The sequence below is a fragment of the Nocardia sp. NPDC058176 genome, assembly GCF_042883805.1.
Taxonomy (GTDB): Bacteria; Actinomycetota; Actinomycetes; order Mycobacteriales; family Mycobacteriaceae; genus Nocardia.
In genome coordinates this window covers 67,154-82,866 of record NZ_JBHVVA010000006.1, presented here as the reverse complement: position 1 = coordinate 82,866, position 15,713 = coordinate 67,154, and the positions used below count along the sequence as shown (strand labels likewise).

Annotated in this window: 16 protein-coding genes and 1 other RNA gene; 7 read left to right on the top strand and 10 right to left on the bottom strand. The window is 69.4% G+C overall.

All coding sequences use genetic code 11. From position 1 onward, the window contains the following. Positions 1 to 36: 36 nt before the first annotated feature. Positions 37 to 1,059 carry a hypothetical protein gene (locus ACFVVM_RS26940; protein WP_387623706.1) on the bottom strand — a complete coding sequence of 341 codons (1,023 nt, stop codon included), beginning with the start codon at positions 1,057 to 1,059 and terminating at the stop codon, positions 37 to 39. 223 nt (positions 1,060 to 1,282) lie between these two features. On the opposite strand from ACFVVM_RS26940, the gene ACFVVM_RS26935 reads away from it, so the two are divergent. After that, positions 1,283 to 1,486, top strand: coding sequence for a cold-shock protein (locus ACFVVM_RS26935; RefSeq protein ID WP_056821080.1), 204 nt, complete (start codon positions 1,283 to 1,285; stop codon positions 1,484 to 1,486). A gap of 57 nt (positions 1,487 to 1,543) precedes the next feature. Here the strand turns inward: ACFVVM_RS26935 and ACFVVM_RS26930 are convergent, their stop codons facing one another. The 3 genes from ACFVVM_RS26930 to ACFVVM_RS26920 form a co-directional block, all read right to left on the bottom strand. Further along, entirely contained in the window at positions 1,544 to 4,555 is a 3,012-nt protein-coding gene (locus ACFVVM_RS26930) for a bifunctional [glutamine synthetase] adenylyltransferase/[glutamine synthetase]-adenylyl-L-tyrosine phosphorylase (RefSeq protein ID WP_387623705.1), read from the bottom strand. 59 nt (positions 4,556 to 4,614) lie between these two features. Further along, positions 4,615 to 5,955 (bottom strand): type I glutamate--ammonia ligase, encoded by a 1,341-nt coding sequence (glnA, locus tag ACFVVM_RS26925; RefSeq protein ID WP_387623702.1) that lies wholly within the window; start codon positions 5,953 to 5,955, stop codon positions 4,615 to 4,617. A 121-nt stretch (positions 5,956 to 6,076) separates the two neighbouring features. Further along, a complete protein-coding gene (locus ACFVVM_RS26920; protein WP_387624332.1) occupies positions 6,077 to 7,642 on the bottom strand; it encodes an alpha/beta hydrolase in 1,566 nt (521 codons plus the stop codon). Positions 7,643 to 7,822: 180 nt separating this feature from the next. Between ACFVVM_RS26920 and panB the strand changes: the two genes are divergently transcribed. Genes panB through ACFVVM_RS26895 form a run of 5 tightly spaced genes read left to right on the top strand, consistent with a single transcriptional unit; the run spans position 7,823 to position 11,342 of the window. Next, entirely contained in the window at positions 7,823 to 8,680 is an 858-nt protein-coding gene (panB, locus tag ACFVVM_RS26915; RefSeq protein ID WP_387623700.1) for a 3-methyl-2-oxobutanoate hydroxymethyltransferase, read from the top strand. Between the two features lie 7 nt (positions 8,681 to 8,687). Then, complete coding sequence (locus ACFVVM_RS26910; protein WP_387623697.1) at positions 8,688 to 9,023, top strand: hypothetical protein; 336 nt, start codon at positions 8,688 to 8,690, stop codon at positions 9,021 to 9,023. Between the two features lie 45 nt (positions 9,024 to 9,068). Continuing rightward, on the top strand, positions 9,069 to 9,521 hold the full coding sequence (locus ACFVVM_RS26905; RefSeq protein ID WP_387623695.1) for a hypothetical protein: 453 nt from the start codon (positions 9,069 to 9,071) through the stop codon (positions 9,519 to 9,521). Further along, complete coding sequence (pip, locus tag ACFVVM_RS26900; RefSeq protein WP_387623693.1) at positions 9,521 to 10,483, top strand: prolyl aminopeptidase; 963 nt, start codon at positions 9,521 to 9,523, stop codon at positions 10,481 to 10,483. Before ACFVVM_RS26905 ends, pip begins: the two co-directional genes overlap by 1 nt. Positions 10,484 to 10,487: 4 nt before the next feature. Then, positions 10,488 to 11,342 (top strand): CHAD domain-containing protein, encoded by an 855-nt coding sequence (locus tag ACFVVM_RS26895; protein WP_387623690.1) that lies wholly within the window; start codon positions 10,488 to 10,490, stop codon positions 11,340 to 11,342. 54 nt (positions 11,343 to 11,396) lie between these two features. On the opposite strand, the gene ACFVVM_RS26890 is transcribed toward ACFVVM_RS26895, so the two are convergent. The 5 genes from ACFVVM_RS26890 to ACFVVM_RS26870 all read right to left on the bottom strand — a co-directional run bounded on the left by ACFVVM_RS26890 (position 11,397) and on the right by ACFVVM_RS26870 (position 14,437). Further along, positions 11,397 to 11,765, bottom strand: coding sequence for a hypothetical protein (locus ACFVVM_RS26890; RefSeq protein WP_387623688.1), 369 nt, complete (start codon positions 11,763 to 11,765; stop codon positions 11,397 to 11,399). Between the two features lie 3 nt (positions 11,766 to 11,768). Continuing rightward, on the bottom strand, positions 11,769 to 12,077 hold the full coding sequence (locus ACFVVM_RS26885) for a hypothetical protein (protein WP_387623685.1): 309 nt from the start codon (positions 12,075 to 12,077) through the stop codon (positions 11,769 to 11,771). Further along, entirely contained in the window at positions 12,074 to 12,502 is a 429-nt protein-coding gene (locus ACFVVM_RS26880) for a hypothetical protein (RefSeq protein ID WP_387623682.1), read from the bottom strand. The genes ACFVVM_RS26885 and ACFVVM_RS26880 overlap by 4 nt, the downstream gene beginning before the upstream one ends. A 152-nt stretch (positions 12,503 to 12,654) precedes the next feature. After that, positions 12,655 to 14,082, bottom strand: a complete 1,428-nt coding sequence (locus ACFVVM_RS26875; protein ID WP_387623680.1) for an RNB domain-containing ribonuclease — start codon at positions 14,080 to 14,082, stop codon at positions 12,655 to 12,657. A gap of 22 nt (positions 14,083 to 14,104) precedes the next feature. Continuing rightward, entirely contained in the window at positions 14,105 to 14,437 is a 333-nt protein-coding gene (locus tag ACFVVM_RS26870; RefSeq protein WP_387623677.1) for a hypothetical protein, read from the bottom strand. Between the two features lie 417 nt (positions 14,438 to 14,854). Between ACFVVM_RS26870 and ACFVVM_RS26865 the strand changes: the two genes are divergently transcribed. Next, positions 14,855 to 15,223, top strand: coding sequence for a hypothetical protein (locus tag ACFVVM_RS26865; protein WP_387623674.1), 369 nt, complete (start codon positions 14,855 to 14,857; stop codon positions 15,221 to 15,223). Positions 15,224 to 15,289: 66 nt separating this feature from the next. On the opposite strand, the gene rnpB is transcribed toward ACFVVM_RS26865, so the two are convergent. Beyond that, an RNA gene (gene rnpB, locus ACFVVM_RS26860) (RNase P RNA component class A) lies at positions 15,290 to 15,695 on the bottom strand. Positions 15,696 to 15,713: the final 18 nt, after the last annotated feature.

The window sequence follows — 15,713 nt, the reverse complement described above, 5'->3', positions numbered from 1 at the left end:
GGCAGCGCCCGAACAGGACTGGCGGGTCGCCGCGGACTACCCGGTGCCCGCCACCGCGGCCCGGAACTCCGCCGAGGCGTAGAACGGGGCCAGCCTGCGCCGCACCACGGTGTCGAGATAACCACGCTCGTCGAGCTTTCCGAGCACCGAGGGGCCGAAGCGCAGTGCCTCCTCGATCAGGTCCTCGCGACCGATACCCAGCTCGGCCAGCAGCTCGGTGAGCGGGGTGTCGCCGTACTTGTCGAAGACGTGGTCGATGCCCTCGTCGAGCAGGGCGTGGAAGTAGTCGGTGTCGCGGAAGGTGCGCCAGAACTCGAAGGTGAGCACGACGACGTCCTCGACGTCCTCGGCCGAGACCAGGTCGCGAAACGAGCCGATCGAGTCGTCGGCGTGCTTGCGCCAGGTCTCGCGGGCGGTGTCGAGCAGCACGTCGTCGGCGTCGGCGCGGTTGCCGCGCAACACGAATCGCGCGCCGGTGCGGGTGAGCCTGCCGACGCCGTTCTCGATCGCGGGCAGCGCGGGCTCGGCCAGGCGGGCCAGCGCGCCGCGCAGCGTTTGCGCGAGTCCGCCGCCCTCGCCGTGGCGGCCGTCGTCGACCGCGGTGACCACCGCGCGCTGGACCGCTTCGACACAGGCGTCGACGGTGACCGGGCTGCTGAGCACCAGCCGCACCAACCGGTGGGTGACCCCCATGTCGGCCACGGCGGCAGCCAATTCGTCGAAGCGACGGCTGTCGACGACCTCGCCGACCGGGATCTCGTCGTTGGCGCGATGGTTGTAGAGCCGCGCGGCGACCTCACCGACGAGTTCGGGGATCGCGCCCTCCACCGGGATCTGCACGGCGTACTTGTGCGCGACCCCCTTGATCTGCTCGCGGGTCACCGACTCGGCCAGGGTCAGCTCCTCGGCTTCCGCGAGCAATCCGTCGACCTCCTCGACAACGAGCTCGAGGAAACCCGCCGGCTGCAACAGCTGCTCCTTGGTGAACGCCACGTGCGCGTCGAGCACCCGCAGCGCCAGGTCGACATGACCGGAGTCCCCCTCGTTCATCTCACCCATACCGCTCAGATTGGCACACCCCGCGAAGGCATGTGGCGCGGGCGCTCATACCCGCGTCCACGAGGCGCGACACGCCCGGGATCGAACCGCAGACGCCGCCCACAACGTGGTCTTATAGGTCCGAATGCGCAGTTTGCCGAAGAGTATGGCATACTTGGCTGCTGAGACTGGGCTGATCGCAAGTGATCGCCGTGGCTCACCTACGGAAAAGACTTTTAAACACATGACTCAAGGCACTGTTAAGTGGTTCAACGGCGAAAAGGGCTTCGGCTTCATCGCCCAAGACGGAGGCGGCCCCGACGTCTTCGTGCATTACTCCGCCATCGGCGGCTCGGGCTTCAAGTCCCTCGAAGAGGGACAGCGGGTGGAGTTCGAGGTCGGCCAGGGCCAGAAGGGCCCCCAGGCCCAGGACGTCCGCGCCATCTGATCTCGGCGCAACAGTAGAAAGGCCCCGTACCAGTGGTACGGGGCCTTTCTCGTGTCCCTAGCCGCCGAAGACGCGTTCGACTACTGCCTTGGCGCGGCGGGTGATGCGCATGTAGTTGTCGAGGAACTCGCTGCCGTCGTCGGTGGGCCAGCCTGCGACGCGGGCGACGGCGGACAGGAGGCGACCGGGGCCGGGGAGCTGGTCGGAGGGTTTGCCGCGGACCAGGACGAGGGCGTTGCGGGCGGCGGTGGCGGTGATCCACGATTCGCGCAGCAGGGCGACGTCTTCGGGCTCGAGGATGCCCTCGGCCTCGATGACGTCGAGCGACTGCAGGGTCGAGGTGTTGTGCAGGCCGGGGACCTCGTGGGCGTGACGCAGCTGCAGCAGCTGCACGGTCCACTCGATGTCGGCCAGGCCGCCGCGGCCCAGTTTGGTGTGGGTGGCGGGGTTGGCGCCGCGCGGGAGGCGTTCGGAATCGACGCGGGCCTTGATCCGGCGGATCTCACGGACCGAATCGGCGGACACGCCACCGGCCGGATAGCGGACCGGGTCGATGACGTGCAGGAACCGCACACCCAGCGCCTGATCGCCCGCCACCTGGTGGGCGCGCAGCAGCGCCTGCACCTCCCACGGCTGCGCCCACTGCGCGTAGTACGCCTGATAGGCCGCCAGCGTGCGCACCAAGGGGCCGTTGCGCCCCTCCGGACGCAGCCCCGCGTCGACCTGCAGCGGCGGATCGGTACTCGGGGCGCCGAGGAGGCGCTGGACCTGTTCGGCGATGCCGATGGCCCACTTCATCGCGGTGGTCTCGTCCTCGCCGGGCCGCGGATCGCAGACGAACAGCACATCGGCGTCGGAGCCGTAACCGAGCTCCATGCCACCGAGCCTGCCCATGCCGATCACCGCGAAATCGGCGGGCGCGGGCGCACCACGCTCGGCCTCCGAAGCCCGGATGACCGCGCGCAGCGACGCCTCGAGCACCGCGACCCACACCGACGACAGCGCCGCGCACACCTGCGGCACGTCGAGCATGCCGAGCAGATCGGCCGAGGCGACCCTGGCCAGTTCGTGCCTGCGCAGCGAACGGGCCGCCGCGACAGCGCGTTTCGGATCGTCGTAGCGGGCGGCGGCGGTCTGGATGCCGCGGGCGACGTCGGAGGGCTGCGGACCGAGCAGCTGCGGACCGCCGGGACCGTCGGCATACATGCGGATGGTCTCGGGGGCATTGATCAGCAAGTCGGGCAGGTATTCCGAGGAACCGAGCACGATCATCAGCCGCTGGGCGATGGCACCCTCGTCGCGCAGTTCGCGCAGGAACCAGATCTGATCGTCGAGCCCCTCCGAGACGCGCCGGTACGCGAGCAGGCCCGCGTCGGGATTCGGTGTGTCACCGAGCCATTCGAGCAGGGTCGGCAGCAGCAGCGCCTGGATGCGGCCCTTGCGCGAGACCCCGCCGGTGAGCGCCTTGAGGTGGCCGAGCGCGTTCGCCGGTGCGCCGTAGCCGAGCGCGGCGAGCTGGCGGACGGCGGCGTCGGGGCTCAGGCGCAGCGCGTCGGAGTCGATCCGGGCGACCGCGTCGAGCAGCGGCCGGTAGAACAGCTTGCCGTGCAGGCGCCGCACCCGCATCGAATTGCGCCGGATCTCGGTGTCGAGCACCCCGACCGCGTCCTGGCGGCCGTCGGGCCGGATGTGGGCGGCGCGCGCCAACCAGCGCATGCCCTCCTCGTCATCGGCGGCGGGCAGGGTGTGCGTGCGCTTGAGCCGCTGCAACTGCAGGCGGTGCTCGAGCAGGCGCAGGAATTCGTAGGAGGCGGTGAGGTTGGCGGCGTCGTCGCGGCCGACGTACCCACCGGCGGCGAGCGCGGTGAGCGCCTCGACGGTATTGGTGACGTGCAGCGCCTCGTCGACCCGGCCGTGCACCAATTGCAGGAGCTGGACGGCGAATTCGACATCGCGCAGGCTGCCGGCGCCGAGCTTGAGCTCGCGCTCGCGCAGGTCGGCGGGGACCAGGTCCTCGACGCGGCGGCGCATGGCCTGCACGTCGGTGACGAAATCGGGACGCTCCGAGGCGGTCCACACCATCGGCATGATCGCGTCGCGATACTGCTGACCGAGGGCGAGGTCGCCGGTCATCGGCCGGTTCTTCAACAGCGCCTGGAACTCCCAGGTGCGGGCCCAGCGCTTGTAGTAGGCGAGATGGGAATCGAGGGTGCGCACCAGCGCACCCGCTTTGCCCTCCGGGCGCAGGGCCGCGTCGACCTCGAAGAAGGCCGAGCCGGCCACGCTCATCATCTCCGCGGCCAGCCGCGTCGCGGTCGCGTCGGCCGGTTCGGCGACGAAGACCACATCCACATCGCTGACGTAGTTCAGTTCGCGCGCACCGCATTTGCCCATCGCGATGACAGCGAGACGTACCGGCACCTCGCCGTTCTTGCACACCCGCGCCACCGCGACCGACAGTGCCGCGGTGAGCGCGGCATCGGCCAGGTCCGACAGCTGTCTGCCCACCACCAGATAGGGCGGGACCGGCTCGTTCTCCACGGTGGAGGCCAGGTCGATCGCGGCCAGCAGCATCAGCTGATCGCGATACCGCTTGCGCAGCAACGCGATCGCCTCCGGGCCGGCGATCCCGGCGCGATACAGCATCGGTCCCGCGTTGGGCCCGGTCTCCGGGACGGCGTCGACCGCGTCGAGCAGATCGGCGATCACCGCGTCTCGATCGGGAAGTTCCTTCGCGCGCAGGATCTTCCACGCGTCCGGGGTGGCCACCAAGTGGTCGCCGAACGCGGTGGACGAGCCCAGCAACCCGAACAGCCTGCCGCGCAACGTGGTCTCGGTGCGGATCGCCGAATCCAGTTCACCCCAGTCGGTTCCGAGCGATTCGCGCAGCCGGACCAACGTGGACAGGGCGAGATCGGCATCGGGTGACCGCGACAGCGCCCAGAGCACGGGCACGCCGTCGACATTGTCCCAGCCGAGCTGGTGCAGGGAGTCCGCGGCGGTCGGCTCTAGTAAGCCGAGCCGACCTACGCCGGGAACAGCGGAGCGGGCAGTCGGTGGCCGAACCATGCGATAAAACTACATGCTCCAGGCCACGGTGGCGTCACGTCCTCGTGACCACCGGCTCACTACAGGCTCAGGTACTCCTTGAGCTCCCACGGGGTGACCTGGCTGCGGTAGTCGGCCCACTCGCGACGCTTGTTGCGCAGGAAGAAGTCGAAGACGTGCTCACCGAGGGTCTCGGCGACCAGTTCCGAACGCTCCATCGCCTGCAGCGCCTCGTCGAGCGTGCCGGGCAGCTCGCGGAAGCCCATGGCGCGCCGCTCGGCGGCGGTCAGCGACCACACGTCGTCCTCGGCCTCGGGCGGCAGCGTGTAGCCCTTCTCGATGCCGCGCAGACCGGCGGCCAGCAGCACCGCGAAGGTCAGGTACGGGTTGCAGGCCGAATCAGGGCTGCGGATCTCGACGCGCCGCGAGGAGGACTTGTTCGGGGTGTACATCGGCACGCGCACCAGCGCCGACCGGTTGGACCGGCCCCAGGAGGCCGCCGTCGGGGCCTCGCCGCCGTGGATGAGGCGCTTGTAGGAGTTCACCCACTGGTTGGTGATGGCGCTGATCTCGGGGGCGTGCTCGAGGATGCCCGCGATGAACGAGCGCGCGGTGCCCGAGAGGTTGTTCGGGTCGTCGGCGTCGGCGAAGGCGTTGGACTCGCCCTCGAACAGGCTCATGTGGGTGTGCATGGCCGAGCCCGGGTACTGCGAGAACGGCTTGGGCATGAACGTCGCGCGCACGCCCTCGTCGATCGCGACCTCCTTGATGAGGTAGCGGAAGGTCATCACGTTGTCGGCCATCGACAGCGCGTCGGCGTAGCGCAGGTCGATCTCCTGCTGACCGGGCGCGCCCTCGTGGTGGCTGAACTCCACCGAGATGCCCATCGACTCGAGCGCGTCGATGGCGTGGCGGCGGAAGTTCGGCGCGGCGTCGTGCACGGCCTGGTCGAAGAAGCCGCCGTTGTCGGCCGGGGTGGGTTCGTAGCCGTCCTTGAGCTGCTCACGCAGCAGGAAGAACTCGATCTCGGGGTGCACGTAGCAGCTGAAGCCGACGTCGGCGGCCTTGTTCAGCTGACGGCGCAGCACGTGGCGCGGGTCGGCCCACGACGGCGAACCGTCGGGCATCGTGATGTCGCAGAACATCCGCGCGGAGTGCTGGTGGCCCTTGGAGCTGGCCCAGGGCAGCACCTGGAAGGTCGACGGATCGGGGCGCGCGACCATGTCCGCCTCGGACACGCGCGCGAAGCCCTCGATGGCCGAACCGTCGAAGCCGATGCCCTCCTCGAAGGCGCCTTCGAGCTCGGCGGGGGCGATGGCGACCGACTTGAGGTAGCCCAGTACGTCGGTGAACCAGAGACGTACGAAGCGGATGTCCCGCTCTTCGAGCGTCCGCAGCACGAATTCCTTCTGGCGATCCATACGGGCGAGAGTAGGCACCTGGCGTTAAATCCGTGTTACATACGCGAACGGGTTTGCGATCCAGTCTTTCCATTCGCCCATCTCACCGGCCACGACGTGGCGCGGTGAGGTCCGCGAGTGTTCAACAGGTGAGACCGGGTCCGGGCGCGGCGAGGTCGACGAGGTAGTCGATGATCGTGCTGTCGAGGCACTGATCCCCCGCCACGAGCGCCGCGGTGTGCCGATTACCGCGGAAGGTGACCAGGTCCGCGCCCAGCTGTTCGGCCAGATCGACGCCTGCCTGATACGGCGTCGCCGGGTCGTCGGTGGTGGAGACGACGACGGTGACCGGCAGACCCGGCGCCGACACCCGATGCGGTTCGCTGGTGTTGGGCACCGGCCACGCGGCACACAGTTCCAGCGGGGCGGCACCGGTGCCCTTGCCGTCGTCGAGGAAGGGCGCGGCCTTGCGGTATTCGGTGTCCTGGAGTCCGGTCACCGCGGGATCGGTGATGCGGGGGTCGTCGACGCAGCGGATGGCGTTGAAGGCGTCCTGGGTGTTGGCGTAGGTGCCGTCCGGGCGGCGGCCGTCGTACATGTCGGCCAGTTGCAGCAGGGTGTCGCCGCGACCGTCGGCCAGTTCGATCAGACCCTGGGTGAGCACGTTCCACATCTCGTCGCTGTAGAGGGCCTGCTGGACGCCGGTGATCGCGTCGTTGTAGCTGAGCCCGCGCGGGTCGTCGGTCGCGGCCGGGGTCGTCTCGAGCGGACCGACCAGGGCGCGGAAGCGCGCCACCGACTGGGCCGGGTCGGCGCCGAGCGGGCAGTCCGCCTGGGCGGCGCACTCGGTGGAGTAGGCGTTGAACACGCCCTGGAAGCCCGCGGCCTGGCGCAGCGACTCCTGGACCGGGTCCTGCGAGGAGTCCACCGCGCCGTCGAGGACCATGGCGCGCACGTTCTGCGGGAACTTCTCGGCGTAGGCCGAGCCGAGGCGGGTGCCGTAGGAGTAGCCGAGGTAGCTCAGCTTGGGGTCACCGAGCGCGGCGCGCAGGACGTCCATGTCCTGGACCACCTCGCGGGTGCCGACGTGGGCGAGCAGGTCGGCACCGGTGCGCTGGGCGCAGCGGTCGGCGTACTCGCGATTGTCGGCCTCGGCCGCGGCGATGCCCTCCGGGGTGTTGTCGGTCGGCGGTTCGGCGCGTTCGGCGTCGGCCTGCTCGGGGGTCAGGCAGACGATCGCGGGCAGCGAGGAGCCGACGCCGCGCGGATCGAATCCGACGCGGTCGAACTTCTCGGCCAGCTCGGTGCGGGTGCCGACGGTGATCATCGACAGGCCGGAGACGCCGGGACCGCCGGGATTCATCAGCAGCGAGCCGACCTTGCGGCCGGTCGCCGGGAGCCGCGAGAGCGCGATCTGGGCGGTCGGACCGTCCGGGCGGGCGTAGTCGACGGGCACGGTGACCCGCGCGCACTGGGCGTTGGGCGGCAGCCGGTCCTCGGGTCCGCCGAAGGTCTCGCACGAACCCCAGTCGACCTGCTGGGAGTAGAAGGTGTCCAGCCCGGGCGGTGGGGGCGGCAGCTCGGCGCTCGGTGCGTCCGCACTGGTGCTGCATCCGGTGACGATCAGCGCGGCAATCGCACCGATGATCACGACGAGCCGACCTCGCTGCACGGTGGGTCCACCTTTCCGCGCCGACGGGGCGCACATCTCGATGCGCCCGTTCCGCACGGAGGGGCTCGTTCTCACGGTAGCCGAACCGAGGGTGTGACCGATCACACCGCCACCGGCCCTTAAATCGGTTCGTGTCGAGGTGGCACACTGGATTCGTCAGACACACCCGGGGACCCGGTGACGGGCCTCGAGGAACCAGACGAAAGAGGGACGATGATGTCCGTATCCGATGAGCAGACCCCTGCCTACGGTGCCGCTCCCGCCACCACCGCCAAGCCCCGCCGCAAGACCCGCGTCCAGCATCTGCAGCAGATGAAGGCCGAGGGCGAACGCTGGTCGATGCTGACGGCCTACGACTACTCCTCCGCGCGACTGTTCGAAGAGGCGGGTATTCCCGTCCTGTTGGTCGGTGACTCCGCCGCCAACGTCGTCTACGGCTACGACACCACCGTGCCGATCACCGTCGACGAGCTCATCCCGCTGGTGCGCGGCGTGGTCCGCGGCGCACCGCACGCCCTGGTCGTGGCCGACCTGCCCTTCGGCACCTACGAGTCCTCGCCCCAGCAGGCCCTCGCGACCGCCACCCGCTTCATGAAGGAGGGCGGCGCGCACGCGGTCAAGCTCGAGGGCGGCGAGCGCGTCGCCGAGCAGATCGCCCTGATCACCTCCGCGGGCATCCCCGTGATGGCCCACATCGGCTTCACCCCGCAGAGCGTGAACACCCTCGGCGGCTTCCGCGTGCAGGGCCGCGGCGACGGCTCCGAACAGCTGATCGCCGACGCCATCGCCGTCCAGGAGGCAGGCGCCTTCTCCGTGGTGATGGAAATGGTCCCCGCCGAACTCGCGGGCCAGGTCACCCACAAGCTCACCATCCCCACCGTCGGCATCGGCGCCGGCGCCGACTGCGACGCCCAGGTCCTGGTCTGGCAGGACATGGCGGGCTACACCAGCGGCAAGACCGCCAAGTTCGTCAAGCGCTTCGGCAACGTCGGCGACGAACTCCGCTCCGCCGCAACCGCTTACGCCGCCGAAGTCCGCCAGGGCACCTTCCCCGGGCCCGAGCACAGCTTCTGATCCGACGATGCCGAGCGATCGAGCGACGCCGACCCCGTCGCTCGATCGCGACGCGCAGACCGCCATCTTCGACTGGGGCGATGCCGTGATCACCCACCCGATGCTGTCGATGCGACTGCTGCACGGACGGCACCGCGCCGCCTTCCTGGCCGCGCTGGGCCGCGATGCCCCGATCGGGGCGCGCGAGCTCCAGCTCGCCGAGCAGCTCGCTCCGCTGGTCGCGCTGCATCCGTGGCGCACCATCGATACGACCGGCGGGCGGTTCGAACAGTTCGTCGACGACCTGCTCGACCGTCTGGCAACCGGGTTCGGCCATCGTGCCCCGGCCGGTGGTGCGAGGTAGGTGGCAGACTCGGAGTCGATACATTCGACTCGAGTAGAGGTACCGATGCCGCACCGCCGTTGGAATTCTCGACCTGTTGTCCTGCTGGCGGGTGTGCTCGCCGTCGCGAGCCTGACCGCCTGTGGCGGTGGTGAAGCCGTGTCCACCGGTAGTTCCGGCAGCACCACCTCGGCGGCCTCGGCGACGAGTGGCGCGGCGAAGACCAGCGGTCCGGCGGGTGCCGGGGAGGTCGCGATCACCGATGCCGCCGCGGCGGAGTTGTGCGGGATGATCGAGCCGGAGCTGTCGAACTTCCGGGTGCAGGGGCCGACGCTGGGGCGGTTCTCGCTCAACGCGATGGTGCACGAGTGGGCGCTGCGCAACGGTGGCATCAACGGGCAGGTGCTCGCGGACAAGGCGATCATCGACCGGGTGACCACCGCGGCCTGCGCCGACGTGCGGACCGAGGCGCTGACCTCGCTCGAATTGCCGGACCTGGCTTCGGGATTGGCGTTCTGATGCGGACCCTCTACCCGGAGATCGAGCCGTTCGAGCACGGGCTGCTCGCGGTCGGTGACGGGCAGTCGGTGTACTGGGAGGTCAGCGGGAATCCCGACGGCAAGCCGGTGGTGTTCGTGCACGGCGGACCCGGCGGCGGCACCGGACCACTGCAGCGGCGCTTCTTCGATCCCACCGTGTACCGGATCGTGCTGTTCGATCAGCGTGGCTGTGGACAGTCGGTGCCGCACATCGCCGACGGCGCGAGCCTGGACACCAACACCACCCCGAATCTGATCGCCGACATGGAACTGCTGCGCGAGCACCTCGGAATCGAACGCTGGCAGGTGTTCGGCGGGTCGTGGGGTTCCACGCTGGGCTTGGCCTACGCCGAGGCGCATCCGGAGCGCGTCACCGAACTGGTGTTGCGCGGGATCTTCCTGTTGCGGCGCAAGGAGATCGACTGGTACTACAACGGCGCGGCGGGCAATGTGTACCCCGCCGAATGGGCGAAATTCCTCGCGCCGGTGCCGGTCGAGGAGCGCGACAGCGATCTCGTCGAGGTCTATCACCGACTGCTGCACTCCCCCGATCCCCAGGTCGCCCTCGACGCCGCGGTGGCGTGGTCGACATGGGAGGGCGCGACGAGTTCGCTGCTGCCGCAACCGGATCGGGTCGCCGAAACCGCCGAGGCACGCTTCGCCCTCGCCTTCGCCCGGATCGAAAACCACTATTTCCGGCACGGCGGATTCCTCGACGAGGGACAGTTGCTCCGTGACATCGATCGGATCGCCGACATCCCCGGGGTGATCGTGCAGGGCCGCCACGACATCGTGTGCCCGGCGGTGAGCGCCTGGGACCTGCACAACGCGTGGCCGTCCTCGACCCTGCACATCGTCGAGGACGCCGGGCACACCGCCCACGAGCCCGGCATCACCCATCATCTGGTGGAAGCGACCGACACGTTCGGGAAGCGAGACTGACATCATGGCGACCGAAGCCGGACCAGCCGTCATCGCGGCACTGCGCGAGGACATCGACCGGCTGATGGCCGCCGAACCCGACGTGCGGGTCGACGCGTACGACTCCGTGCACCAGATGCGGGTCGCCACCCGCAGGCTGCGCAGCGTCCTGCGCTCCTATCGCAAGCTGTTCGTCAAGGAGGAGGCGGCTGCCACCGAGGCCGAGCTGAAGTGGCTGGCCGACCTGCTCGGAGTCGCGCGCGACGCCGAGGTGCGCGCCGAACGCTTCACCGATCTGCTGGCCACGTTCGACGAGGTCCCGGCGGCAGTCACCGATGCCCTGGTCGGCGCGTCCCGGCAGGCCTATGCCACCGCCCACGCCGCCGTGCTGACCGAACTCGACGGCGAGCGCTACCACCGCCTGGTCGAGACACTGACCACCTGGCGCACCGATCCCCCACTCTCGACCGCCAAAGCCGAGAAGGACGCGATCACCGTCTTCGAACAGATCCTGCGCCGCGACCGCACCCGCCTGCGCGAGCTGGTCTTCGCCGAACCCACCGCCACCCCCGCCGATCGCGTGGAGCTGCTGCACGACATCCGCAAGGGCGCCAAGCGCTTACGCTATTCCTGCGAAGCCGCCGCGGCGACCCTCGGCCCCGACGCCCACGACCTCGGCGCCCGCGCCAAACGCCTGCAGTCGGTCCTGGGCGACCACCGCGACGCCGTGGAATCCCGCGAAGCGATCCTCACGGTGGGCACCGACGCCCACGGCCCGACCGCCACCCTCTTCGAACTCCTCGCCGACACCGAAGAAGCCGCCGCAGGCCAAGCCCTCGCCCGCTACCCGGCCGCCGCAGCCTTCGTCTCCGCCGGGTGATCCGCGCAGTCGTACGCCGCAAGGGTCAGCCGCGCCGTGCGGTCTGCGGAAGCGCTAACCGGAGGCGGACGACTCGTCGGGACGGCCCCGGCGGCGTACCGCGACAACCACTGCCCAGACCACCGTCGCGGGCAGGGCTACGGCGAGAACGAGGATCGAGGGGTACAGCAGCACGGATACGAGCAGGCCGGTGCCACCGAGCAGCAGACCGACGGCCAATTCGCGTGCTCGGCCACCGACGGTGAACGCCACCAGCCAGCCGACGGCGAACGCCGACCAGATCGGCAGGGGCACCCCCGGCACGTCGGCATCGCGCATCGCAAGTCCGTAGAGCACAGCCACCGGAAAGACGACGGCGACAGTGAGAAAGCCGTACGGACCGAACGCCCTGTTGCGTACCGAAATTCTCTCGGTGTCGTTCATCGACTATCCCCAGATTCCGATGCCGGCGCCGACGATCATATTCAGCCCACTGGCAACGAGAATCCCCAGCACGATTCCGCGCGCGACCACACGTCCATCCCACCGCAGAAGAACGACTGCCACGGGGACCGCGACCAGGACTCCGGTGAGCGAGCCCAGCGGGAAGGCCAACCGCTCCGGCAGGCCGGTGGTTCCGTCCAGCAGCGCCGCGGAAAGGAACGCCAGCGCGAACGCGAGCATGGCGAACACCGGCAACGACAGCGTCGCGGTCCTCCAGTATCGCTCGGCGGGGGGCGTGGTCGTGCCGCTCATCCGAGCGGCATATCGCTCGGGGTGATCTTGCGGACCACCGGCGGATTGTCGGTCTCGCCCGCCTTGGTGCCGGGCAGGTCGTAGGTACCCGGATAGCCCGGCCCCGGATCACCTTCGGGGAACTTCTGGATGGCCTTGAACTTGTCGAGCACCTTCGGGTCCGATCCCGGGATCTCGTGGTGGAAGGGCAAATTCGCGATCGGTCCGTGTTCCCCACCGGTCACCGCCGGATCGACGACAATCTCCTTCACACTGCCGTCCTGACGTTCCTGATACACCTCGAGGGAGGGGTAATCCGTGCGGGTTCCGTGCACGGTGACGTCGCCACCGTCGCGCCCAGGCACGAAGACCAGATCACCGTTGACCGTCCAGATTCCGGACGGATCGGGCGAATGCGGATTTCCCGCGTCGTAGTCGACGCGCACCGCGTTGTGGTGAGCGTCTCCGCAGTCTGCTGTCCGGTGCTCATGCCGAGTCTCCGAGAAATGAACGTTCGATGACTGTCATGCTCCCCTCCGCTCCCGATCCCCTCCGGCGGTCACTATAGCCACCTGGACCGGCGAGCCGGCCGCCGCGATCAGGGCTCGTAGCCGAAGGTGATCGTCCGGGTTTCCGGGTCGACGGCGGTCAGCCGCACCTGAACTGTGCGCCCTTCCGGGGGATTTCCTGCGCAGCGGCCCAGAATCGGTGGTTCGGCGACGAAGATCTCGGCGGGGCGCGAGCCGTTGGCCTCGCGCAGGACGACGGCGGAGAACTCGGTACCCACTCGGGAAGCCAGCACGGTCGCCTCGGTCAGGTCCACGCATGCGCGGTCCACCTTGCCTGCCACCGCGTCGGTGCGGCGCAGCGTCTCAACGGCGGGGCCGAGGCCGTCGATCACCCACTGCGGGACTTCGGTTCCCGCGCAGTGGGCCAGGCAGATCTCGGTGACGAACCGGTCGGCCAGGCGGCGCAGCGGGGCGGTGACGTGGGCGTATGGTGCGCCGATGGCGCTGTGGGTCAGTTTGTCGGCGGCGGGGTCGTCGAGGTCGGCCAGCAGGGTGTAGCCCGCGCCGCGCAGGAGGCCGGTGGCCTCCGACATCAGGACCAGGGCCGCGGGGGTGTTGGCGTCCAGGCCGGCCAGTATCCGGCCGACCGGCACGTCGGCGGGCCAGGCGACACCCAGCGCGGCCGCCGTGCGCCGCATCGAGTCGATCGCGCTCTGCGGCGGGGGCGGCATGGTCCGCAGCAAGCCGATCGGGGTGCCGGTGTGCTCGAGCATGATCCGGGCCGCGCACATCCCGGTGAGCAGCGAGACCTGCTCGTTCCAGTCGTCGGCGGCGGTGCGCGGCTCCAGTTCCAGGCGCCATTCGTCACCGTGGCGGACCACGTCCTGCGCGGGCAACCGCAGGGAGATCGCGCCCTGGTCGAGCCCGGCCTCGATCCGCAGCCGCCCGAATTCGGGCAGCGCGATCAGCGGGGGGTGCAGTGTGCCCGCGTCGGCATCGGCCTGCACCCGGGCGTAGTCGAAGCGCTCGCGGGAGCGCACCATCGCGCGCGTCACCGAAAAGGATTGGGGCACAGCGGATTCGTCGAGTTCGATCGTCCACAGGGCGGCGGGACGATTCTGCCCGGGTAACAGGCTGGCGGCGTCCTCGGACAGCACCGTGGGGTGCAGCGGCACCGTGCCGTCGGGAAGGTAGAAGGTCTGGCCGCGCGATTCGGATTCGCGGGCGAGCGCACTGTCCGGTGTGATCACGGCGGCGACATCGGCGATCGCGTAGTACAGGGTGAAGCCGGTCGCGGTGCGTTCCAGCCGCAGCGCCTGGTCCAGATCCATGGCGCCGGGCGGGTCGATCGTCACGAACTCGATATCGGTGCGATCGGCCCTGGTGCCCGCGAACGCGTCGACCGCGTCGCGGGCGTCGGAGACGGCCTCGGCCGGATATTCCGAGGCCAGTCCGAATTCGGAACGGATGGCGCCGAAGTCGACCGGCGCCGAGACGATCCGCTGATGGAGTTCCATCCTGGCAGGTTAGGGCGAGGAACTACTGCAGTGCCAGCATGGTGCCGTTGAGCTGATCGAACGGGCCGAAGACCGTGAAGGTGACCCGGCCGTTGGGCACGGCGGAGGACACGGTCGCGGCCGCGTCGAGCGCCTCACCGAACGAGGCCGCCGACGGATGCGGCAGCCCGGCGATGGTCAGGCCGATCCGGGACTGGGAGACCCAGGCGGTATCGGCCGGGCTGAGGTCGACCTGGACCCCACCCGCCAGCGGGGTCACCGCGACCGCGCTCGCCGATCCGGCACCCAGCGAGGTGAAAACCGCAGCGGCTCCGGCGATCAGTGCACCGGCGACAATGGAACGAACTACCCGCATGTTGAATAAGACCTGCTTCCGCGATCGAATGTGTTGGGCCCGCGAACCCTGGGCAGCGAGCCCTGCCGACGGCGAACACTCTATGACCTCGCTCACGTTCCCGACGAGTTCCAGCGCATATTCACCGAGCCGATACACGCGACCGGTGCCGGACCCGGCAATTGTTACTGTGGCGGCGGTACACCCGGCACTCGCCGGGCAGTGCACCACCCACGTCGATAAATGGGAGTTCCGAGCGTATGTCGTCGCTGATTTTCGATTACCTGCTGCCGATCCTCGGTCCGGATCAGGCCACCTTCTGGGCCAAGCTGCTGGTGATCAACCCCACCTAGTGGACTGATTCGAGTCGCGAACATGTCGCCCCCCGTTCACTGCACGGGGGGCGAGGTGTTTCCTGGGCGGCTAGCATCCCGCTGCGTGAGCAGAACTACCGCCGCCATCGCGGCCAGCACCACCGTCTTCGCCCTGCTGCTGTCCGGCTGTGGCGACGACTCCTCGACCACGGCCGATTCCCCGTCCACCTCCGCCGCCCCGACCGCCGAGGTCGACGCGGGCAAGGCGGGCATGTTCGTGGTGAGCTACCGCAACGCCTTCCCGAAGCTGGCCGAGGGCCGTGACGACAAGACCGTCGCCGGCGTGCTGACGCAGACCTGCGGTGACATCGCCGCGGGCAAGTCGGAGTCCGACACCGTGGCGGGCATCGTGGCGAGTTCCACGAACGGTTCGGCCACCGCGACCGACGAAGAGGCGCAGGCGATCTACCAGATGTCCAAGCTCATGTGCTGAGTTCTCCCGAGCGGAGCGAAGGCGGCGGAACCCCTGCGGGTCCGCCGCCTTCGTCGTCGCCGTAGGCGGACGAGCCGACCTGTAAGCCGGATCCTGTCCCCGATTCGCATCGGTGGGCGACCATCCATCTGGACACACCGTCGCCGGGTGCCTCGAGCGGTCCACCCGCAGGCTCGGGCGAGCAGCCCTCGAACACCTGCGCAGCCGCACCGCGAGGTGCGACCTTCGACCTTGCTCCGGGCGGGGTTTACCTAGCCGCCCCGGTCACCCGGGGCGCTGGTGCGCTCTTACCGCACCGTTTCACCCTTACCGCGCCTGCGCGCGGCGGTTTGTTTTCTGTGGCACTGTCCCGCGGGTCACCCCGGGTTGCCGTTAACAACCGCCCTGCTCTGTGGAGTCCGGACTTTCCTCGGCAGCGGGCAGCGGCACCTGATGTACCCGTTCCCGTCACCGCGGTCGCCCGGCCGACTCGTCCGCTCGTACAGAGTAC

Coding starts and splice junctions, on each gene's coding strand:
- ACFVVM_RS26940 (WP_387623706.1), bottom strand. CDS start 1,059: ATGGGTGAGATGAACGAGGGGGACTCCGGTCATGTCGACCTGGCGCTG.
- ACFVVM_RS26935 (WP_056821080.1), top strand. CDS start 1,283: ATGACTCAAGGCACTGTTAAGTGGTTCAACGGCGAAAAGGGCTTCGGC.
- ACFVVM_RS26930 (WP_387623705.1), bottom strand. CDS start 4,555: ATGGTTCGGCCACCGACTGCCCGCTCCGCTGTTCCCGGCGTAGGTCGG.
- glnA (WP_387623702.1), bottom strand. CDS start 5,955: ATGGATCGCCAGAAGGAATTCGTGCTGCGGACGCTCGAAGAGCGGGAC.
- ACFVVM_RS26920 (WP_387624332.1), bottom strand. CDS start 7,642: ATGTGCGCCCCGTCGGCGCGGAAAGGTGGACCCACCGTGCAGCGAGGT.
- panB (WP_387623700.1), top strand. CDS start 7,823: ATGTCCGTATCCGATGAGCAGACCCCTGCCTACGGTGCCGCTCCCGCC.
- ACFVVM_RS26910 (WP_387623697.1), top strand. CDS start 8,688: ATGCCGAGCGATCGAGCGACGCCGACCCCGTCGCTCGATCGCGACGCG.
- ACFVVM_RS26905 (WP_387623695.1), top strand. CDS start 9,069: ATGCCGCACCGCCGTTGGAATTCTCGACCTGTTGTCCTGCTGGCGGGT.
- pip (WP_387623693.1), top strand. CDS start 9,521: ATGCGGACCCTCTACCCGGAGATCGAGCCGTTCGAGCACGGGCTGCTC.
- ACFVVM_RS26895 (WP_387623690.1), top strand. CDS start 10,488: ATGGCGACCGAAGCCGGACCAGCCGTCATCGCGGCACTGCGCGAGGAC.
- ACFVVM_RS26890 (WP_387623688.1), bottom strand. CDS start 11,765: ATGAACGACACCGAGAGAATTTCGGTACGCAACAGGGCGTTCGGTCCG.
- ACFVVM_RS26885 (WP_387623685.1), bottom strand. CDS start 12,077: ATGAGCGGCACGACCACGCCCCCCGCCGAGCGATACTGGAGGACCGCG.
- ACFVVM_RS26875 (WP_387623680.1), bottom strand. CDS start 14,082: ATGGAACTCCATCAGCGGATCGTCTCGGCGCCGGTCGACTTCGGCGCC.
- ACFVVM_RS26870 (WP_387623677.1), bottom strand. CDS start 14,437: ATGCGGGTAGTTCGTTCCATTGTCGCCGGTGCACTGATCGCCGGAGCC.